This window comes from Rhodococcus chondri (genome assembly GCF_036327435.1).
GTDB lineage: Bacteria > Actinomycetota > Actinomycetes > Mycobacteriales > Mycobacteriaceae > Rhodococcus > Rhodococcus chondri.
In genome coordinates this window covers 1-21,000 of the sequence record NZ_JAUZMZ010000054.1, presented here as the reverse complement: position 1 = coordinate 21,000, position 21,000 = coordinate 1, and the positions used below count along the sequence as shown (strand labels likewise).

The 21,000-nt window shown below is 67.0% G+C and carries 18 protein-coding genes; 11 read left to right on the top strand and 7 right to left on the bottom strand.

What is annotated here, in order from left to right; all coding sequences use genetic code 11:
• Positions 1 to 48 precede the first annotated feature (48 nt).
• Entirely contained in the window at positions 49 to 429 is a 381-nt protein-coding gene (locus Q8814_RS11620; RefSeq protein ID WP_330152172.1) for a hypothetical protein, read from the top strand.
• Position 430: 1 nt separating this feature from the next.
• Here the strand turns inward: Q8814_RS11620 and Q8814_RS11615 are convergent, their stop codons facing one another.
• Positions 431 to 2,017: a hypothetical protein gene (locus Q8814_RS11615; protein ID WP_330152171.1), complete on the bottom strand. Its 1,587-nt coding sequence runs from the start codon at positions 2,015 to 2,017 to the stop codon at positions 431 to 433.
• A gap of 76 nt (positions 2,018 to 2,093) precedes the next feature.
• On the opposite strand from Q8814_RS11615, the gene Q8814_RS11610 reads away from it, so the two are divergent.
• From Q8814_RS11610 to aroD, 4 genes are all read left to right on the top strand, one after another.
• The gene (locus Q8814_RS11610) at positions 2,094 to 2,420 is read left to right on the top strand and encodes a hypothetical protein (protein WP_330152170.1); all 327 of its coding nucleotides are present in this window, start codon (positions 2,094 to 2,096) and stop codon (positions 2,418 to 2,420) included.
• A 74-nt stretch (positions 2,421 to 2,494) separates the two neighbouring features.
• Positions 2,495 to 3,124, top strand: coding sequence for a TetR/AcrR family transcriptional regulator (locus Q8814_RS11605; RefSeq protein WP_330152169.1), 630 nt, complete (start codon positions 2,495 to 2,497; stop codon positions 3,122 to 3,124).
• On the top strand, positions 3,121 to 4,743 hold the full coding sequence (locus Q8814_RS11600; protein WP_330152168.1) for an MDR family MFS transporter: 1,623 nt from the start codon (positions 3,121 to 3,123) through the stop codon (positions 4,741 to 4,743). Before Q8814_RS11605 ends, Q8814_RS11600 begins: the two co-directional genes overlap by 4 nt.
• A gap of 43 nt (positions 4,744 to 4,786) precedes the next feature.
• Positions 4,787 to 5,563, top strand: a complete 777-nt coding sequence (gene aroD, locus Q8814_RS11595) for a type I 3-dehydroquinate dehydratase (protein ID WP_330152167.1) — start codon at positions 4,787 to 4,789, stop codon at positions 5,561 to 5,563.
• 8 nt (positions 5,564 to 5,571) lie between these two features.
• On the opposite strand, the gene Q8814_RS11590 is transcribed toward aroD, so the two are convergent.
• On the bottom strand, positions 5,572 to 6,486 hold the full coding sequence (locus Q8814_RS11590; RefSeq protein ID WP_330152166.1) for an alpha/beta fold hydrolase: 915 nt from the start codon (positions 6,484 to 6,486) through the stop codon (positions 5,572 to 5,574).
• An 89-nt stretch (positions 6,487 to 6,575) separates the two neighbouring features.
• Between Q8814_RS11590 and Q8814_RS11585 the strand changes: the two genes are divergently transcribed.
• From Q8814_RS11585 to Q8814_RS11570, 4 genes are all read left to right on the top strand, one after another.
• On the top strand, positions 6,576 to 7,355 hold the full coding sequence (locus tag Q8814_RS11585; RefSeq protein WP_330152165.1) for a VOC family protein: 780 nt from the start codon (positions 6,576 to 6,578) through the stop codon (positions 7,353 to 7,355).
• Positions 7,356 to 7,443: 88 nt separating this feature from the next.
• Positions 7,444 to 8,790 carry a cytochrome P450 gene (locus tag Q8814_RS11580; RefSeq protein WP_330152164.1) on the top strand — a complete coding sequence of 449 codons (1,347 nt, stop codon included), beginning with the start codon at positions 7,444 to 7,446 and terminating at the stop codon, positions 8,788 to 8,790.
• Positions 8,791 to 8,826: 36 nt separating this feature from the next.
• The gene (locus Q8814_RS11575) at positions 8,827 to 10,935 is read left to right on the top strand and encodes a thiamine pyrophosphate-dependent enzyme (protein ID WP_330152163.1); all 2,109 of its coding nucleotides are present in this window, start codon (positions 8,827 to 8,829) and stop codon (positions 10,933 to 10,935) included.
• A gap of 16 nt (positions 10,936 to 10,951) precedes the next feature.
• Positions 10,952 to 11,428: a DUF6194 family protein gene (locus Q8814_RS11570; RefSeq protein WP_330152162.1), complete on the top strand. Its 477-nt coding sequence runs from the start codon at positions 10,952 to 10,954 to the stop codon at positions 11,426 to 11,428.
• A 27-nt stretch (positions 11,429 to 11,455) separates the two neighbouring features.
• Here Q8814_RS11570 and Q8814_RS11565 read toward each other — a convergent pair whose 3' ends face one another.
• Together Q8814_RS11565 and Q8814_RS11560 are read right to left on the bottom strand one after the other, a co-directional pair.
• Entirely contained in the window at positions 11,456 to 12,160 is a 705-nt protein-coding gene (locus Q8814_RS11565) for an HNH endonuclease family protein (protein ID WP_330152161.1), read from the bottom strand.
• 8 nt (positions 12,161 to 12,168) lie between these two features.
• Complete coding sequence (locus Q8814_RS11560) at positions 12,169 to 13,191, bottom strand: beta-ketoacyl-ACP synthase III (RefSeq protein ID WP_330152160.1); 1,023 nt, start codon at positions 13,189 to 13,191, stop codon at positions 12,169 to 12,171.
• A gap of 160 nt (positions 13,192 to 13,351) precedes the next feature.
• Between Q8814_RS11560 and Q8814_RS11555 the strand changes: the two genes are divergently transcribed.
• Both Q8814_RS11555 and Q8814_RS11550 read left to right on the top strand, forming a co-directional pair.
• Entirely contained in the window at positions 13,352 to 13,960 is a 609-nt protein-coding gene (locus Q8814_RS11555) for a class I SAM-dependent methyltransferase (RefSeq protein ID WP_330152159.1), read from the top strand.
• Positions 13,961 to 14,061: 101 nt separating this feature from the next.
• Positions 14,062 to 15,897 (top strand): acyl-CoA dehydrogenase, encoded by a 1,836-nt coding sequence (locus tag Q8814_RS11550; protein WP_330152158.1) that lies wholly within the window; start codon positions 14,062 to 14,064, stop codon positions 15,895 to 15,897.
• A gap of 96 nt (positions 15,898 to 15,993) precedes the next feature.
• On the opposite strand, the gene Q8814_RS11545 is transcribed toward Q8814_RS11550, so the two are convergent.
• The 3 genes from Q8814_RS11545 to Q8814_RS11535 all read right to left on the bottom strand — a co-directional run.
• On the bottom strand, positions 15,994 to 17,109 hold the full coding sequence (locus Q8814_RS11545) for an NDMA-dependent alcohol dehydrogenase (RefSeq protein WP_330152157.1): 1,116 nt from the start codon (positions 17,107 to 17,109) through the stop codon (positions 15,994 to 15,996).
• A gap of 64 nt (positions 17,110 to 17,173) precedes the next feature.
• Complete coding sequence (locus Q8814_RS11540; RefSeq protein WP_330152156.1) at positions 17,174 to 18,604, bottom strand: aldehyde dehydrogenase family protein; 1,431 nt, start codon at positions 18,602 to 18,604, stop codon at positions 17,174 to 17,176.
• 124 nt (positions 18,605 to 18,728) lie between these two features.
• Positions 18,729 to 21,000, bottom strand: a 2,272-nt coding sequence (locus Q8814_RS11535; protein WP_408015886.1) for a VanW family protein, incomplete at its 5' end; no start/stop codon positions are given.

The window sequence follows — 21,000 nt, the reverse complement described above, 5'->3', positions numbered from 1 at the left end:
TCTGCCGAACGCCTGTGGACGGAGTGTCTCTCGGGGTGGAATAGGAGGATGGATATTGCCACAACGCCTCCCACCGAACGCCGCCGGATCGCGCTCGCCGCAGTGAAGGAACTCGGCCCGCAACGGACCGAGCAGGCGGTACTGAAGGTGCGGTGTCCCGCGAGCCACACCGTCGCTGCCGTCTACAAGACTTCCGCGGGCACCGTGGTGGTAACCGCGAGCGGACCGGGCGGGCGTGGCAACCGCGACCGCGAGGCGGTCGGTCACCACGGCGACAAACTCGACTCACAATTCGTGGACACTCTCGAAGCCACACAATTCGAAGACGATGCGATCCCGGGCGGATGCGCATGCGGGCCGCGGAGCCTGTCGCGGAAGAAGCTGCAGGACGCGGTCGCCACGCACGCACACGTCGTGAACCTGACCTGAGTCACAACCGGATATTGAGGGTGATCCGGAAGAGATCGAGGATCTCGTCGGTCCACCCGAGTATCGACAGCGCACCGTCGATGTTCTGCGGAGGTGTCCGGATCAGGGTGTCGCGGCGCAGGAGCCGGTCGAAGTCCACGGCGACCGGCCCCTGTCGCGGTGTGCCGTTGGAGTGCCGGAATTCGACGCCGGCACGGACCATGATGTCGATGATCTCCTGGGCGAGCACGCCGTAGGCGACGGTGGTGGGATGCACGCCGTCGAGGGAGAAGATGCCACCGGTCGCCCGGCCGCCGCGACCGTCGGCGGTGAGGAACCGGGTGTCCGGGACGGGATCGAGCCCTGCCAGTGCGGGTGGCAGCGGGTACGGAGTCCACCATGCGGGGCGTGCCTGCACGTCCTCGATGTAGCGGCGGCGCGCGAACCGCTCGAGTATGCCCGCGACATCGAGCAGGTACCAGTCGCGTCCGTCGCCTCGGGCCTCGGACACGGCCCGGCCGATGGTGATGTTGAACAGGTCGATGGCGGCATCGACCACCCGGGCCTGCGCGCCGGTGATGTGCTCGTCCCGCGTCGCGTCGAAGCGCTGCTCGTCGATCCAGGGACGCGTGTAATACGGGAAGTACGGAGAGCCAGCCTTCGTTCCCAGCCCACGGGCGATCGGGGCGATCGTGACGTGCGGGATGGTGCACAACACGACGTGCCGGGCGTTGATCCGCCGCACCCGCTCGACGACTTCCGCGAACTCGGTGTCGAAATGTTCGGGGGTCCAGATCGTATAGTCGTGTTTGCGGTCGAGATCCTGGAAGTCCGGCCCGCTCCACGCCACCCGGAGTTCTGTGACGGTGCGCAGCGCGTTGTTGGCTCCGAGGAACACCACGAGCGTTTCGATGCCGTTGTCGGTGTTGTCGTCGTGGTCGTCGCCGAGCGCGGCCGCGGCGTCGAAGAGGGTCATCTCCCGTTGCCGCGCCGCCCAGTGCGGGTAGACACGCAGCGCAGCGCGGTCGCCGTTGTTCTGAACGAGCTGGTCGACGAGGTTGTCGGTGGGGGTCTGGACGGCGGCCTCGCACAGTGCCGCGGTCTTGCTCAGGGCATCGCGAAGATCCCAGCCGTAGCACGACAAGTTGTGGTGGTAACCCGCGACGGTCGGCGGATGGGCGCCCGGGCCACGTTCCCAGTAGTCCTCGACCTCGTCCATGAAGCCGCGGACGGTGAACAGGGCGGGCGGCATCTCCAGCGGCCCGATGCCGGAACCGTAGTGCCCCTCGAGCCGGCGCAGCAGCAGTTCGATGTTCAGCGGCAACCCGCCGGGCCCGCCGTAGCGGGGATACCGGAAGGTGCGCAGCTCACCGAGTTCGTGGGCGATGATCGCCGGCACCGCCACGTCGGTCTGGTAGATGGCACCGCTCTGGAAACCCTGGAGCAGCGAGTCGCCGATCGCGACGAAACGGTGCGGCGGGTCACCTGTGCGTTCGAGCGTCAGCGCGATGCCCATCGTGGGATCGAACTCCGGCACACGCGACGGTCCGGATGCTTGCGCTGCAACACTTTCCGGTGTTCCTTCGGGAAACTCGCTCACCGTGGGCATGCTTCGTCCCTTCCGGCTCCTGGCGCTACGCTTGCCCTAGCGTAGCGCCGGCAGCGGCCGAGCGAGAGGACTGTAGATGAGCGAAGCCGACTTCGCCCACACCGACCGAGCCGAGAAGAACCGCCGCGAAAAAGCGGTCGCGCTCGCCCGATACGCGTGGAACCGGGGAATCACCGGCGCCGAGCTCCTGGCGATGACCGACAACTACCGCAGGCGGCTCGCGCGGGCAGCGGATGCGCATCCACCACGCACGGACGAGACCTGGCAACTCGTGGCGGCGCTGCTGGACGAGAAGACCGAGTGGGCGAGCCGGCATCCCGACCATCCGGCAGCGATCCGCACCGACACGGACGAGAAGATCATGTGGGTGAAGCCGCCGGTGCGACCCTGGCTGACCGACTAGCGATTTTGCACCATCAGCACGAAAGTGCAACGATGCACGCCGTGCAGAATGAGGCCGCGACACCGGGGAGCGGCATGCGAAGCAAACGCATGCAACGCACCCGCGACGCACTCGTCGCCCACGCCCGGGCTCTCACCGCCGAACGCGGCCTGGCCGGTTTCACCGTCGAGGAGCTGTGCGAGCAGGTCGGCATCTCGCGGCGCACCTTCTTCAACTACTTCCCCACCAAAGAAGACGCGGTGGTGGGCCACTCGGACGACTTCTTCACCGAAGAGCAGAAGGTCGACTTCATCGCCCGCGGAGCCGGACACCACGACCGTCCGTCACCCACCCTGCTCAGCGACATCACGCACCTGATCGTCACCCGCAGCCGACGCCACGACTTCACCTGCCGGGGACATCAGCTCTACCGCGACATCGTCCGCAGCGAACCCCACCTGCTCGCCCGGCTCGTTGCCGCGGGCGAAACACAACAGCGTGATTTCGCGCGGCTCATCGCGCAGCGGGAAGGCCTTCCCCCGGATCATCCGTTTCCGCGCGTCGTCGTGAGACTTGTCGTCGGACTCGTGTTCAGCACCGTCGACGAGTTCTTCGACGACGACAACCACAGCTCGTTCGAGCACCTGCTGCAACGCAACATCGCCTTCGCTCAGCAGCTTCTCGGACAACGTCTCGACCTCACCGACCCGACAGGAAACCCGTGACCACCACCGCAGAACCACTGGTTCTCACGCAGCGGCGCATCTGGATCATCTTCTCCGCGCTGATCGCCGGGATGCTGCTGGCCAGCCTGGACCAGACGATCGTCTCGACCGCCATGCCCACCATCGTGGGCCAGCTCGGCGGTGTCGAACACCAGGCCTGGATCACCACCGCCTACCTGCTCGCCACCACCATCGTCATGCCCGTCTACGGCAAGTTCGGCGACATCTTCGGCCGTCGGCAGCTGTTCCTCATCGCCATCGGCATCTTCACGCTCGCCTCGGTGGGCTGCGCGTTCACCGACGACTTCTGGACCTTCGTGGTGTTCCGCGCCATCCAGGGTCTCGGCGGCGGAGGCCTGATGATCCTCTCGCAGGCGATCATCGCCGACATCGTCCCCGCCAGCGAGCGCGGCAAGTACATGGGCCCGCTCGGCGCGATCTTCGGTCTCGCCGCCGTCGGCGGCCCGCTGCTCGGCGGATTCTTCGTCGACCACCTGTCGTGGGAGTGGTGCTTCTACATCAACATCCCGATCGGCATCATCGCGTTCCTCGTCTCGTGGTTCATGCTGACCCTGCCGTCGAAGAAGCCGACGAAGCGTATCGACATCCCCGGCATCGTCGCCCTCTCGGTGGCCACCACATGCCTGATCTTCTTCACCGACTTCGGCGGCAGCGCCGACCGCGGCTGGAGCGACCCGCTCACCTGGATGTTCGGTGCCGGTCTGGTCATCGCGGCGTGCCTGTTCGTGCTCATCGAATCGCGGGCGCAGGACCCGATCATTCCGCTGTCGCTGTTCCGCAACTCGATCTTCGTCAACGCCACGGCCATCGGCTTCGTGCTCGGCCTCGGCATGTTCGCGGCTCTCGCCTTCATGCCGACCTTCCTGCAGATGTCGTCGGGCACCTCCGCCGCCGTCTCCGGGCTGCTGCTGCTGCCCATGATGGCCGGCCTGATGATCACCTCCATCGGCTCCGGTCTCGCCATCACCAGAACACAGCGCTACAAGGCCTACCCCATCGTCGGCGCCGCCATCACCGCGCTCGGCATGCTGTGGCTGACCACCCTCGACGGCAGCACTCCCCTGTGGGTGATCTGCTCGATGCTGTTCGTGTTCGGCCTCGGTCTCGGCCTCATCATGCAGGTCGTCATCCTCATCGTGCAGAACGCCGTACCCGCCGACGAGATCGGCACCGCCACCAGCGCCAACAACTATTTCCGCGAAGTGGGCGGCGCGCTCGGTGTCGCGATCTTCGGCACCATCTTCACCAACCGGCTGGCCGAGAACCTCACCGAGGTGTTCACCTCGGCCGGCGCCGGCCCCGAACAGGCCGGGCAGGCCACGGCCACACTCGACCCCGCCGTGATGAAGACGCTGCCCGAGCCCGTCCAACAGGGCATCATCGACGCCTACGCCGACTCACTGGCCCCGGTGTTCTGGTACCTGATCCCGTTCCTGATCATCGCGTTCCTGCTCGCGTGGTTCATCAAGGAGATCCCGCTCTCCGACCAGGCCGGCATGATCGCGCGTGGCGAGGCGGTCCGGCCCGACGAACAGTCGCCCGAACCGCTGGCCGAGTCCGTCGAGTCGAGCGCGACATCGCGCGAGTCCGGCCTGTGATCGAATAGCGGGTCAGTACACGCATCGAACACGGGAGTCGGCCATGGGTGACGGAACGATCGCGCCGGTCCACATCAAAGACGTGGTGATCGGTGAGGGTTCTTCCAAAATCATCGTGCCTCTCACCGGCCGCACCCCCGACGACCTCCATACGCAGGTCGGCGCCCTCACCGGTGGGCCCGCCGACATCGTCGAGTGGCGAGTCGACTTCTTCGACGAACTCGACGACCACGCGTCCGTCGCCGCGCAGGCACACGGTCTCGCCCGGCAACTCGACGGCACCCCGCTGCTCGCGACGTGCCGGACCGCGCACGAAGGCGGCCAGGCGGTGATCGACGACCGGACCTACGCCGACCTGAACGTCGCACTCACCGAATCCGGGGCCGTCGACCTCGTCGATGTCGAATACCGCCGCGACCCCGAAGTGGTGCAGCGCATCATCGCGGCAGCGCACACCGGCGGGGTGGCGGTGGTCGCGTCGAACCACGACTTCGACGGCACGCCGGACCGCGACGAGATCGTGTCGCGGCTGCGGGCGATGCAGGATCTCGGCGCCGACATCTGCAAGATCGCCGTCATGCCGCGCTCGGCCGCCGATGTGCTGACCCTCCTCGACGCGACCCGCATCATGCACGAGCAGTACGCGACGCGACCGTTGATCACCATGTCGATGGGTGCCCTCGGAGTGATCTCACGCCTGGGCGGTCAGGTGTTCGGGTCGGCCGCGACGTTCGGGACGGTGGGCGCGGCGTCGGCGCCCGGACAGGTCGACGCGGCGGCACTGCGCGCGGTGCTCGAACTGCTCGACCGGTCGCGGTAGCCGATCTGTCACCTGGTGCGTTCGGCGTCGTCCCACAGGCCGAGCAGGGTGGTGAGAATCTCCTCCGACGCTCCGAGACCCCCGAGGTGGCTCTCGCCGGGAAGATGATGGAACTCCGCATCGGGCAGCAGATCCACCATGTGCAGCCCGTGCTCGAACGGGATGATGTGGTCGGTGTCGCCGTGCCACCACCGCACCGGGACCTTCACATCCGGGACACGGAATCCCCAGTCGCGGGCGAAGACGACGACATCGGCGAACGGTGCGGCCATCTGTTTGCGACTGCCGTTGAGCAGGTCGTCGAGGAACATCGCCTTGAACTCGGGGCGAGCGAGCAGGCGGCGGTCGGCCTCGGGTGACAGCCGGCCGTAGAGGTCGATGATCGGCGAGGCGAACGGGCGTACGACACGGATCGCCGCGGTGGTGGCTGCGCCGATCGGTACGCCGGCGACCGCGAGCAGGGGCGCGGCCAGCGCGCCGAGCTTCAGCAGTCCGCCTTCGATCGCGTCCGGACCCACGATCGGGGCGACACCACCGAGCACCCCGGCCGCAACGACACGTTCGGGCATCGCGTACGCCGCGCCGAGCGTGTAGGGGCCGCCGCCGGAGAGTCCGACGACGGCCATCCGATCGACACCGAGCGTGTCGGCGACGATCTGCAGGTCGTCGGCGAACGTGAGGACGTTTTCGTACACGTGAGGCGTCGACGAACCGATTCCCGGCCGGTCGAGGCCGATCAGCCGGACGTTCCGGCGTTCTGCGAAGGCCCGGGCCTCGATCGGAATCTGACGGCGTCCGCCCGGGGTGCCGTGCAGCCAGAACACCGCACGACCCTGCGCGGACCCGAACTCGGCGAATCCCAGCCGACGACCGTCCCGGACGGCAACTGTGCCCTCGAGTTTCGGACGTTCGACATCGACCATGCGCGACAGCATGTCATGTGTCGGTGGTCACGTACATAATCGGGCTCGGTACCGACCACCATCAGCTGCACCGGCGAACGGAGAAGCTCATGCCCGAAGCCACGTACCGGACCGGCACTCCCGTGTGGACCGACCTCACGAGTTCCGATCCGCAACGGATCATCCCCTTCTACACCGAACTCTTCGGCTGGGGAGCCGAAGACGGTGGCGACCCGCAATACGGCGGCTACGTCACCTTCACTCTGCACGGAAAACCTGTGGCGGGCCTCGGTCCACAACAGGAAGGCAATCCCTACGGCAACCTGTGGACGGTGTACATCGCCTCCGACGACGCCTCCGCGACTGCCGGTAAGGCCGCGGCCGCCGGCGGTCAGGTAATGCTGCCCGCGATGCAGGTCGGCGACCAGGGCACGCTCGCTCTTCTCGCCGATCCTGCCGGTGCTGTCGTCGGGTTGTGGCAACCCGACCAGCACGCCGGTTTCGCCTACCAGGACGAGCCCGGCGCGCCCGTGTGGTTCGAGACGATGTCGCGAAACTTCCCGGCCGCCCTCGATTTCTACCGCAACGTGTTCGAGTGGGACTACACGACGGAAGCAGACACCGACGACTTCCGGTACTCGACGGCCACCATCGACGGAAGTCCCGTCGCGGGCGTCATGGACGCCGCTCGATTCCTTCCCGAGGGCGTGCCGTCGTTCTGGCAGTTCTACATCGGCGTGGGGAATGCCGATGCCACCGTGGAAGCGGCGACGAGACTCGGCGGGTCGGTCGTGGAAGCCCCGCAGGACTCGCCCTACGGACGGATCGCGACCATCGCCGACCCGCTCGGCGCGATGCTGCGGATCGACGAGCCGCCCGCGGGTAACTGAGTGCGCACATCAGGCCTCCACATGTTGTGATGCGGGTTACAGTCGATCTGACAACATGTAATGACAGATGCGACCTGTGGAGACTTCCGTGACGAAGATGCTGGCACCTGCACCACCCGGTCTCACCGCGGTTCCCGGCGACAACGGACTGCCGTACGTCGGCTACGCACTCGATTACCTGCGCGACCCACTCAAGGCCTACGACCAGCGGTACCGGCAGCACGGCCCGGTGTCGTGGTTCCGGTTCGCCGGGAACCCGTGGGTGGTTCTCGTCGGCCCCGACGCGGTAGGCGCCGCGCTGCAGAACCGCGACCGCGCGCTCGTCAACGGCCCCGGCTGGCGAACCCTGATCGGACCGTTCTTCGACCGCGGGCTGATGCTGCTCGACGGCGACGAACACACCGCGCATCGTCGGATCATGTCGCAGGCGTTCACCCGCGACCGGCTCATCCGCTACACCGAGGCAATGCATCCCGCCATCGAGTCCACCCTCGACGGCTGGGTTCCGCGTGCGGGTTTCCAGGCGTACCCGGCGATCAAGGAACTCACGCTCGGACTCGCTACGTCGATTTTCATGGGCGGCGCCGAGGGCTCGTCGACGAAAGAGATGGACGACGTCAACCACGCGTTCATCGGATGTGTGCAGGCCGCGACCGCGATCGTGCGCTACCCGCTGCCGGGCACCCGCTGGCGCCGCGGCGTGCAGGGCCGCAAACGCCTCGAGCAGTTCTTCCGGCGCTATCTTCCCGCTCGGCGGGCCGGCAACGGCGACGACATCTTCTCCGTGCTGTGCCACGTCGAATCCGAGGAAGGCGAACGGTTCTCCGACGACGACGTCGTCAACCACATGATCTTCCTGATGATGGCCGCACACGACACCTCGACGATCACGCTGTCCACCGCCCTGCAGTATCTCGGGCAGTTCCCGGAATGGCAGCAGACCTGCCGCGACGAATCCGACGCGCTCGGCACCACCACTCCGAGTTACGAACAACTCGACCAGCTCACCTCACTGGACCTCGTCATCAAGGAATGCCAGCGGCTCGTCACCCCGGTCCCGGGCATCGTGCGGCGCGCCGTCGCCGACACCGAGATTCTCGGCCATTTCGTCCCGAAGGGCACACTCGTCAATATCGGGTTGCACTACAGCCATCACATGGCCGAATTGTGGCCCGACCCCGAGCATTTCGATCCGGGCCGGTTCTCCCCGGAGCGTCGTGAGGATCGCGTGCACAAATATGCGTGGGCACCGTTCGGAGGCGGCGCGCACCGCTGTCTCGGCATGCATTTCTCGGGCGCCGAGATCAAGACCGTGCTGCATCACCTCCTGCTGCGCTACCGGTGGGACGTGCCGGCGAGCTATGTCGCGCCCCTGAATTTCACATCGCTGCCGTTCCCGGAAGACGGACAGCCGATCGACCTACGCCCACGGTGACCACGGCAGGGAACAAAGGGGCGTAGAACGGAGGATATGAGGTCCGAGCAACTCGACGACCACTTCGCCACCGCTGTCCGCTCACTTCCCCACCGGACAGCGGATCCGCGGGTGAGCGACGACCTGCTCGTGCGGTATTTCGATGCCCAGCTGCAGTCGCGTCACCTCGACTACGCGGCCCGCGAACTGCAACGCCGCGGCGGCGGGTTCTACACGATCGCCTCTGCCGGGCACGAGTCCGACGCCGCCCTCGGATTGCTCACCCGCATCACGGATCCCGCTCTGCTGCATTATCGTTCGGGCGGGTTCTACGCGGCGCGCGCCTCACTCGCACCCGGCAGCACTCCGATCAGGGACGTGCTCGCCGGGTGCGCGGCGTCGACTCTCGACCCGATCTCCGCGGGACGGCACAAGGTGTTCGGCAACGCGCGGCTGAGCATCCTGCCGCAGACGTCGACGATCGCGTCCCAACTGCCGCGCGCGGTGGGCCTCGCGCTGGCCCTGGCACGGATGCAAAAGCTCGGCCTCGAATGCGTATGGCCGTTCGACGCGGTGGTGGTGTGCAGTTTCGGTGACGCGTCCGCCAATCACTCGACCGCGGTGGGCGCACTCAACGCGGCCGCCTATCTCGCGCATCGTGGAATTCCCCTGCCGCTGGTATTCGTCTGCGAGGACAATGATTTCGGGATCAGCGTGCCCAGCCCGGCCGGGTGGGTGGAGCGCTCACTCTCGTCGTATCCGGGAATCGGCTATCGCGCCGTGGACGGCGCCGACCCGGTCGCGACGCTGACCACCACATCCGAGGTCGTCGACGAGGTCCGAACCTCCCGCATCCCCACGATCCTGCACCTGCACACGGTGCGGTTTCTCGGCCATGCCGGCTCCGATGTCGAGAGTGCGTACCGCACCCACGACGAGATCACCGCCGACTACGCTCGCGACCCCCTGATCGGCACGGCAACCGAACTCGTCGCGCGCGGCACGTTCACGGCCGACGAGGTGCTCGACCGGTACGAGACGGTGCGCGCCGAAGTGGGCGCGGTGGTCGACGACCTCCGGCACCCTCCACGACTGAGATCGGCCGCGGAGGTGATGCGCCCGCTCCACGGCCGTGCCCGCCACCGCGTGGCCGACGATCCCCACCCACAACCCGCGGAACCGTTGACGCTGGCTCAGGCCGTGAATCGGGCACTCGGGCACATCCTCGAAGATCTACCGCATGCGTGCGTGTTCGGACAGGACGTGGCGCTCAAGGGCGGCGTCTACGGAGTCACGCGCGGATTGCAGGAGCGCTTCGGGCGGCTGCGGGTGTTCGACACCCTGCTCGACGAGCAGACGGTGCTGGGCACCGCGCTGGGGTTCGCGGTCGCGGGGATGCTGCCCATTCCGGAAATCCAGTACCTGGCCTACCTGCACAACGCCGAAGACCAGCTCCGGGGCGAGGCTGCGAGCCTGAAATTCTTCTCCGACGGTAACTACCGCAATCCCATGGTGGTGCGGATCGCGGGCCTGCCCTACCAGCGCGGGTTCGGCGGACATTTCCACAACGACAACTCGGTCGCGGTGCTACGCGACATTCCGGGACTGCTGCTGGCCGTACCGTCGAATCCCGCGAGCGCCGGGGCACTGTTGCGCACGTGCGTCGCGCTGGCCCACACCGAAGGGCGGGTGTGCGTGTTCCTCGAGCCCATCGCCCTGTATCACCAGCGCGACCTGGTCGACGACGGCGACGGGTTGTGGGCCCAGCGTCCACAGACGGTGGCGCTGCAGCCCGGGTCGGTGGCCACCTACGGCACCGGCGACGACGTGCTGGTGGTGACGTTCGGCAACGGGGTCCGGATGAGCCTGCGCGCCGCGCGACGGGCCGCGTCGACGGCAACGACCGTGCTCGACCTGCAGTGGCTCGCGCCGCTACCCACCATCGAACTCGTCGATACTGCCCGGAGGTTTCCGCGGGTGCTCGTCGTGGACGAGACCCGGCGCGGCGGCGGAGTCTCGGACGCGGTGGTCGCGGCGCTGGTCGACGCCGGTTATCCCGGGCGGATCCACAGATTGACCGCCCGTGACAGTTTCGTGCCGCTCGGCCCGGCCGCGGCCCACGTGCTCGTATCGGAGGAGGACATCGTCGACGCGCTGCTCGGTTGATGGGAAGCTGTCAGGCATGACTCGAGACGAGATCATCGACTTCGTGCGCGACCTCGACGGCGTCCTGCTCCTGAGGCCGGAGCCCGGTGACGGCTCCCCCGATATCGCTTGGGGCGACACGTTCATCTACTACGCACCGGACGGTGCGGTACCCACGACGACACAGCCGTTCGCCACGATCGTGACCAAGAACTACCCGGGTGACGAGTCCTCGCGACTGGACCGGCCGGACACCTTCCGCGTGAACATCGCCGCCGGGAAGGACGAATTCCTCGCCCGGGTCGGCCGCGCTCCACGGGATCCCGCAGCGGAGGGCGAAGACGCGAGCGCGACCGACACCCTGATGGCGCATCCGGTGTACGGGACCCTGGGCTGGCTCGCCGTCGTGAACCCCGCGGAACGCACCGAGGGAGTCGTCCGCGAACTGCTGCGCAGGTCGTACGATCTTGCACGCAACCGGTACGCACGGCGGATCGACTCACCGTCGCGCTAGAACCCGGGCCCTCACGGTTCCCGGAGCTCAGCAGGCAGCCAATACCCGCGCCATCGCGTCGCGCTCGGCGGGAGTCACCCACAACTCGTAAACGGTCTTGACCTCCACCTGGCGCGACACGTATTGGCAGTGATACGCGGCGTTGGGAGGCAGCCACTCGGCGGCGTCGGAGTCGCCCTTGGACTGGTTGGTGGGGCCGTGGACGGCCAGCAGGTTCCGCGGATCGTTGGCGAGGTTGCGCCGCTGCTGTTCGTCGAGCTGCTGCGCACCCTTCTTCCAGGCATCGGACAGTGCGACGACGTGGTCGATCTGCACCTGGGCGGAGGTGTCGGAGCCGCGGCGGAAGAAGATTTCGGTGCCGGTGTACGGATCCTGGAGGGTGCCGGTGCGGACTGTGCAGTCCTTCGTCGCCGGCTCGAGTGAGATGTGGTTCAGATCCCGTTTGAGGATGTCGTTGCGGGTATCGCAGCCGTTGCGGCCGAACTCGACCGTGACGGAATCGGTCCACGCCGAACCGAACAGTTCCCGCTCGTAACCGTTCTGGGACGCGGCCTCGCGGACGGCGAGCGCCGCGAGCCCTTCGAGGGCCGGTGTCGCCGGGCCGCCGTCGATGGTGACGGCACCCGGCCCCTCCGAGTCGAGTGGCTCGAGGACGATCACGGCCACCGAGACCACAATGAAGCACAAGATCCACAGCCACCGAGGGATCGATGGCTTCTTCGCACGCGCCATCTACAGGGCTACTGCGCCAGCTGCGGCATCTTCACAACCTGGCCTGCGTAGGACAGGCCGGCGCCGAACGCGAGGAGAAGCGCGGTGGCGCCGGGCTGCACCTGGCCGGTGCGCAGCATCTTCTCCATTGCCAGCGGGATGGAGGCGGCGGAGGTGTTGCCGGTCTCGATGATGTCGTCGGCGACTGCGACCGTGTCGGGCAGTTCGAGCTGACGGACGATGACGTCGTTGATGCGCAGGTTGGCCTGGTGCGGGACGAATGCGTCGAGGTCCTCGAGGGCCACGCCGGCCTGCTCGGCGATCTGACGTGCGAACTTGCTCATCTCGAACGCTGCCCAGCGGAAGACGGCGGTGCCCTCCATGATGATCCACGGCCGCTTCTGGTCCGGGTTGTTCGCGAATTCGACCCAGTCGGGTTCCTGGCGGATCGCCCCGCCCTGCGCACCGTCCGAACCCCAAACGGTCGGGCCGATTCCGACCTCGTCGGAGGCTCCCACGACCACGGCACCGGCGCCGTCACCGAAGATGAACCGCACGGAGCGGTCGGTGGGCTCGGTGGTGTCGCTCATGCGCTCGACACCGATCACGAGCACGTGGTGGGCGGTACCGGCACGCACCAGATCGGACGCGACACCCAGCGCATAGCAGAAGCCCGCGCATCCGGCCGCGATGTCGAGCGCCGCGGCGCCCTCGGTGCCCAGTCGGTCGGCGACGAGCGCAGCGGACTGCGGGGTCTGGAAGGGGTAGGTGGAGGTCGCCACGATGACCGTGTCGATCTGCTCGCCGGTGAGTCCGGCGGCGGCGAGTGCCCGCTCGGCGGCGCTGGTCGACATGTCGACGATCGACTCTTCGGGGTGCTGCTTGGCGAAGCGTCGCTCCTTGATGCCGGAGCGCGACTGGATCCACTCGTCACTCGAGTCGATCAGCTCGCAGATCTCTTCATTGGTGACGACGCGCTCGGGGCGGTGCACGCCCAGTCCGAGCAGCGCACTGTTCCGCAGCGGCGCAGGAACGGCAATCTGTGCACCCATCAGGCGAACTCCTCTACTTCGGGCGCACCTTTTGGCCAGTGCACCGCCTAAGACCTCAGGACACGGTATCGCGGGTCACGATAATGTCACATCACACCCCATGTGTAGAACTTGTTTCACCTTTGGGACCCATGGGGCCGATGCGGGCTACCGTGCCGATATGGATGCACACGAGTGGGACAAAAGGTACGCATCGTCGGAGTTGGTGTGGGGTGCGCCGCCCAACCCGGTAGTGGTGGAGTTCACGGCATCGCTACCTCACGGGCGGGCTCTGGACCTCGGTTGCGGTGAGGGCCGGCACTCGCTGTGGCTCGCGACGCGCGGCTGGGAAGTCGACGGCGTCGACTTCTCCGGCGCCGCGCTCGACAAGGCGCGCGCGGTGGCAGCGCAGGCTCCGAAACGCTCCCGCGACCGCCTACGCTACCTGCAGGCCGATGTGACCCAGGATGCTTTCGACGGTAGTTATGATCTGGTTCTCTCCATATTCCTGCACTTTCCTGCGCCACAGCGCCGCACGCTGATCGACAATGCGGTCAATTCTTTGAAACCTGACGGAACCCTCATATTTCTCGGCCATGATTCGTCGAATCCGAGCGAGGGGGTCGGCGGTCCGACCGATCCCGAGATTCTTTACACGCCAACGGATATCGTCGAGGAAATAGGAAACCGTCTGGAAATTCTCGTGGCCGAACGGCGATACCGCGAAACGCAATCCGGAACGGCGATCGACGCCCTCGTCGTAGCCAGGAAAATGGGCCTTGGCAGTTAGTTGCCCGGCGAGTAACATAGAGATGTTACCGACGAGTAATGACTTGGGCGGTACTTGAATATCAGCGACGGACCGCACCGCACCGGGAGAGACGTACAGACATGGGCCACTACAAGAGCAACCTCCGCGACCTCGAGTTCAACCTGTTCGAGTTCCTGCAGATTCAGAAGGTCCTCGAAGCCGGCAAATTCGGCGATCTCGACGAGGAGACCGCGCGCGGCATCCTCTCCGAGGTCAAAGCCCTGGCCGAGGGGCCGGCTGCCGAAGCATTCGCAGAAACCGACCGCACCCCTCCTGTGTTCGATCCCGAGACGCACTCCGTCTCGATCCCGGAGGGCTTCAAGAAGTCGTTCCGCGCATGGTGGGACGCCGGCTACTGGTCCATGGGCATCCCCGAGGAGATCGGCGGCACCGAGTCGCCGCAGACCCTGCTGTGGGCCGTCAACGAGATGATGCTCGGTGCGCAACCCGCCGCCTTCATGTACGCGGCAGGCCCGGGCTTCGCCGGTGTGCTGTTCAAGAACGGTACCGACGAGCAGAAGAAGTGGGCCACCACCTGCGTCGAGCGCGGCTGGGGCGCCACCATGGTCCTCACCGAGCCCGATGCCGGCTCCGACGTCGGAGCCGGTCGCACCAAGGCCGTCAAGCAGGACGACGGCTCGTGGCACATCGAAGGCGTCAAGCGCTTCATCACCTCCGCCGACTCCGACGACCTGTTCGAGAACATCTTCCACCTCGTCCTGGCTCGCCCCGAAGGAGCCGGCCCCGGCACCAAGGGCCTCTCGCTGTTCTTCGTCCCGAAGTTCCACTTCGACTTCGAGAAGAACGAGATGGGCGAGCGCAACGGCGTCTTCGTCACCAACGTCGAGCACAAGATGGGCCTCAAGGCCTCTGCGACCTGCGAGCTCACCTTCGGTGGCCACGGGGTTCCCGCGAAGGGCTGGCTCGTCGGTGAAGTACACAACGGCATCGCGCAGATGTTCGACGTCATCGAGCACGCTCGCATGATGGTCGGCACCAAGGCCATCGCCACGCTGTCCACCGGCTACCTCAACGCGCTCGACTACGCGAAGGAACGCATCCAGGGCGCCGACCTGACCCAGATGTCCGACAAGACCGCCCCGCGCGTGTCGATCATGCACCACCCGGACGTCCGCCGGTCCCTCGCAATGCAGAAGGCATACTCCGAGGGACTGCGCGCCGTGTACCTGTACACCGCCGCGCACCAGGACGACACCGTCGCCGAGCAGGTCTCCGGCGCGGACGCCGACCTCGCGCACCGCATCAACGACCTGCTGCTGCCGGTCGTCAAGGGTTGCGGATCCGAGCGCGCCTACGAGTACCTGACCGATGCGCTGCAGACCTTCGGCGGTTCCGGCTTCCTGCAGGACTACCCGATCGAGCAGTACATCCGTGACGCGAAGATCGACTCGCTGTACGAGGGCACCACCGCGATCCAGGCGCAGGACTTCTTCTTCCGCAAGATCGCCCGCGACCGGGGCGTCGCCCTGGCGCACGTCGCCGGCCAGGTCAAGAAGTTCCTCGACTCCGACAAGGCCGACGAGCGTCTCAAGTCCGAGCGTGCCCTGCTGGGCACCGCCCTCGAGGACGTCCAGGCGATGGTGGCGTCGCTGACGCAGTTCCTCATGGGCGCGCAGGAACACCCCACCGAGCTGTACAAGGTGGGCCTCGGTTCCGTCCGGTTCCTCGAATCGTTCGGCGATCTGATGATCGGCTGGTTGCTGCTCGAGCACGCCGAGATCGCGCTCACCGCTCTCGACGCCGGCCCGGACGCGAAGGACAAGGCCTTCTACGAGGGCAAGGTCGCTGCGGCGTCCTTCTTCGCGAAGAACGTGCTTCCGGAGCTGACCACCTCGCGCCACATCGTCACCAACGTCGACCTCGACATCATGGAGATCGACGAAGCCGCGTTCTGATCGCGGCACGATCCTGAGGGATCACCGCAGCAACGACAGGGCCCGCACCGGTTCGTCCCGGTGCGGGCCCTGTCGTTGCTGTTGCCGAGCGGACCGTCAGAAGAGGACGACCCCGCGCAAGTTCAGTCCCGCGTGCATGTCGGTGAAGCCCTGGGCGATGTCGTCGAGCTTGTAGGTGGAGGTGATCAGCTCGTCGAGCTTCAACCTGCCCGAGGTGTAGAGGTCGATCATCCACGGAATATCGGCGGTCGGAGCGAACGCACCGAACAACGATCCCTGGAGTCGCTTCTGGTACAACGTCAATTCCATTGCACTGATCGGGATTCCGAAATCGGTCATCTTTCCGAGACCGGTGACCACGCAGGTACCCGCCTTCCGGATCGACGAGAACGCCTCGGCGATGTGCTCACCGGTCGTGACACCCACCGTGACGATCGCCGAATCGGCACCCTGACCGTTCGTGAACGAACGCGCGATCTCTGTGGCCTCGGCCATGTCCGCGACGGCGTGGGTGGCGCCGAAGGCCAGTGCGCTCTCCCGCTTGAACGGCACGGGATCGACCGCGATGATGTGCGCGGCCCCGGCGTGCGCGGCGCCCTGGACGGCGTTGATCCCGATTCCGCCGATCCCCTGAACGATGACCGTGTGCCCGGGATACACCTCGGCGGAGTTGACCGCCGCACCCCAGCCCGTACCGACGCCGCACCCGAGCAGGCACAGCTTGTCGAGCGGCAGGTCCTTGTCGACCTTGATCGCCGAGTCGACACTGACGGTCGTGTATTCACTGAACGTCGACAGGCCGCACGTCTGCGCGACCGGCACTCCGTCGAGGCTCAACCGGAAGCTCGTCGGGTCGTCGGGCCGGCTGCCGGTCATGATGGCCGCGCCGCGGTCGCAAAGATTCTGCAGACCCTTGGCGCACCAGCGGCACCGTCCACACGCGGCGAGGAAAGAGAACACGACATGGTCGCCCTCACTCCAGCCGTGCGTCTCCGGCCCCACCTGCACGACGACGCCGGCGCCCTCGTGGCCACCACAGATCGGGTAACTGCCGACGGCGTGGTCGCCGGTCGCGATGTGGTCGTCGGAATGGCACAGCCCGGCCGCCACCATCCTGACCGTCAACTCGCCGCGGCGCGGTTCGTCCAACTCGAGTTCGGCGATCTCGTATGTGCCGGGTGCCTGGCGGATGATCGCGCCGCGGGTTCTCATCGGTTTTCTCCTGGGGTTCTGCGAATGGTGAGGGGGTGACAGCGGCGGATCGGGGCGTGCCGGATCAGGGTGCGACCTGTGCGGTCATCGCGGCGCGGTATCCGTCGGCGTACGGCGGCAGCATTCCCCACTCGCGACGAGGGTCGTACTCCGGTGCCGTGAATACCGTTCGGGCGTGGCTGAATTCGAGGAATCCCTCGCGACCGTTGTAGTGCCCCATACCGGATGCGCCGATGCCGCCGAATGGTGCGTCGAGCATGCCCGGATGCATCATCACCTCGTTGATCGTGACACCACCGGACGTCGTGCCCTCGACCACGACGCGCTGCTCGTCCGCGTCGTTCCCGAAGTAGTACAGTGCCAGCGGCTTCGGACCGGAGTTGATCTCGGCGAGGACGTCGGCGATGTCGTCGTAGGTCCGGATCACCATCGCGGGCCCGAAGATCTCTTCCTGCGAGATCGCGGCCGACTTCGGAGGATCGACCACGATTCGCAGCGGACGACGACGTTCCGTCGTGTCGATCGGCTCGGACGGAACGGTCTCGACGCGCACGCCCAACTGCTGTGCCTCGTCGATGTAGCCGTCGATCCGTGCCACATGCCGATCGGCGACGATGGCCGTGGCATCCGGATTCCCCGCGACAGTGGGGTGCAATTCGCGGTAGGTGCCGCTCAGCGACGCGACGAACGACTCGAGCTTCTCCGACGGGACGTACACCGTGTCGGGGCCGACACAGATCTGGCCGCCGTTGGTGGACTTCCCGACCGCGATCCGGAACGCCGCGGTGTCCAGGTCGGCGGAACGCCCGACGACCACCGGCGACTTGCCTCCGAGTTCGAGGGTGACGGGCACGAGATTGGCAGCCGCGTTGGTGAGCACCGAGCGTCCCGCAGCCTGGCTTCCGGTGAACACGATGTGGTCGAACGGCAGGGACGTCAGAGCCTGCGCGATGTCCGGGCCACCCGTGACGACGGCGACGTCGGCGGGATCGAGGTATTCCGCTGCCGCCGCGGCCAGCACCTGGGCAGTGCGCGGGACGAACTCGGACGGCTTGAGCACCGCCCGGTTGCCGGCCGCCAGCACACCCGCGAGCGGACTCAGAAGCGTGAACACCGGAGCGTTCCACGTCCCGATGATCGCCACCGAACCCTTGGGCTGGTACTGCACCTCCGCGGTCGCGCCGAGCTGGTCGTACGGAGAAAACACCGAACGCTGCTCCGACCCGATCCACTCGTCGACGTGATCGCGTGCGTACTTCAGCGCGGTCAGGGAGCCGAGCACGTCGTTGACGGTCGAATATCCCGGGTGGCGGCCGCCGAAGTCGGCGTCGATCGCGTCGACGATCTCGTCCTGGCGGGCGACGAGCATGTCGATCACCCGCTGGATCCGTGCTTTGCGCTCCTCGGCGGAACTCGTCCGTTGCGTGCGGAACAGTCGCTGCTGGTTCTCGAGCAGCGCGCTCACATGGGCGTCGATGCTGGTGAATGTGGTCATGCGGCGGAGCCTATGAGGGCGGTTGCACCCCCAGTGGGCAGTCCCGCTCAGCGAGACAGACCCCCGCGCCGCCGCAGGCCGTGTCGAAACACTCTGCCCGACAATCGTTCCGAAAGCAATCGAGCTACGGTTCCTCGTCGGTGGATACGGACGGCACCGGGTTCACTGCGGGAACCGCCTCCGCGACCGGTTCGTCCTCGGGTGCCGCGGCGCCGGGCTCGGTGTCCTCCGGCACCGGCGGCGCGTCCGGTCCTTCCGCCGGTCCGGGCGCGTCGGCAGGTGCGTCGTTGTCGCGGGGTGCAGGTTCCGGGCTCACACACTTCACGATCGGGACCGGGTCGTACCGGACCGTGCGGGTGGTGTTGGAAATCTGCGCTCCGGTTCGGGCGTCCGTCACGATGCGGGTATCGCTGACGGTGAATCCCTGCGCGCCGCTCGACGGGATGCAACCTTCTCCCGCGGGAAGCGTGATGGTGTTCGGCGACGTGAACGCGGTGCGCTGCCCCGTGATCGACTGCACGTCGACCGTCTTGGTGCCCCAGATCCGAACGGTGATGTCCGAGTTCGTGCCGATGGCCTGGATCAGCACGCCCGTCTCGAACGGGTTGCGGAACTTCAGGTCGATCGCGCCCTCGAACACGGTCGCCTCACGCGCCGCGGGGTAACGGGAGATGTAGTAGCTGTGCTCGGTGTGCTCGACATCCTCCATCCCCGCGAAATACGACGCGTTGTACAGCGTTGTCGCGAGCTGGCTGATGCCGCCGCCCACTGCCTTGCCGGGGCGACCGGCGTCGATGATGCCCGACTCCACATAACCCTGGGCGGTGCCACGCGGACCGGTGTAGCCGTTCAGTGAGAACGTCTCGCCCGGCTTCACCAGCGCACCGTTGATCTCGGAGGCGGCGAGCCTGATGTTGACACCCGACGCGTATTCGAAGCCGCCACTCGTGAACTCCCCGATGACCTCGCGGATGCCGAGCTTCTCGGCAGCTTCGGTGGTGAGCTCCGGGTCCGCCGACCGATAGATCGCGTCCACGGAACGTTCTCCGCTCGCCGACAGCAGCTGAGGGAGCGGCGCCAGCGTCGGATCCCAGTCGACCAGTTCGCCCCTCACCCCGGGCACCACGGTCGGTCGACCGCCCTGGAGCACGATCTGCGCGTTCTTCGGTTCCGTCTCGGTCGCGGCGAGCTGCGGACGCAGGATTTCGATCGCAGCCTCGGGGTGGTACTGCGGTTCGAGACCACCCGAGCCGTCCGGAACGAACGACAACACGGCGCCGACCTGCTCGCGCGCCAGGGTCGCGACCGTCCCGTCGTTGCCGCGCACGGTGACGTCCGCCGACACGGCCGGTACCGCGACCTCGGCCAGTGCCCGATCGAGTCCCTCGCGGGTGACCGTCACGTCGACACTTTCGACCGGGAGCGACACGTCGCCGAACGGCCAGCGTTCGGCGAACACATCGACTGCTCCCGCGAGGTCGACGCGTTGCCCGGGTTGCGGCGTGACCGGCACCGGCGTGCCCGCTTCGAACACGATGTTGCCTTCGCGAGGCTCGTAGGCGGCCGCGGCGGTGACCCGGGTGATCGCGCCGGCCAGTGCGGCATCGTCGCGGGTGGACACGACACCGATCTCGTCGTTGCCGAAGAACGATCCGACCCGGGTGAAGGGGTTGAGCGGCTGAGAGCCGACACGACCGAGCGTGGCATCCCAGTCCACGTCGAGTCCCGCTTGCGACGGCACGATCTCACCGCTGGTGTCGCCGGCGGCGACGGCGACGGGCGCGTTCAGGCGAGCACCGAGTTCGTCGCGCAGTATCGCTTCGGCCTCGTCGACGGGTTCACCACCGATCTCGATACCGGCAACCGTCACGCCGCGCGGCACCTTGCCGGAGCTGAGGGCCAGATCTACGCCGTACAGCAACGCAAGAACCGCGACGATCCCACCGAGGACCAGTGCGATGGTGCGATTGGACGGATTCGACCTCGGGCCGCCCGGCTGCTCCCCGCCGTGTTCCGGGTTACCGCCGGGCGGTGGCGAAGGGGGTGGGGGCGAAGCGGGTGGGGGCGAGGCCGGGGGCATCGACGCGGTCGCCGGAGGCATCGCCGGGGGTGGCGTGACCGGCTCGGCCGGCTGCCCGGATGTGCGGTGGATCTTGTCCGTCATGGCTTCGGACCCCGGTTCGGGTGCCGGGGCGCCGGTGTCCGAACGCGGCGGCGGTGTGCCGGGCCCGCCGACCACCGGGATCACCCCGGTCGGTTCGTCCCACGGCTGTACCGGCGTGCTCGACGTGTCCGTGCCGCCGGGCGAGTCGGGTGTTGCAGGCTCTGAAGGCATCGCAGGCTCTGGGGGCGTCGCAGGCTCTGGGGGCGTCGCAGACTCTGGGGGCGCTTCGGGG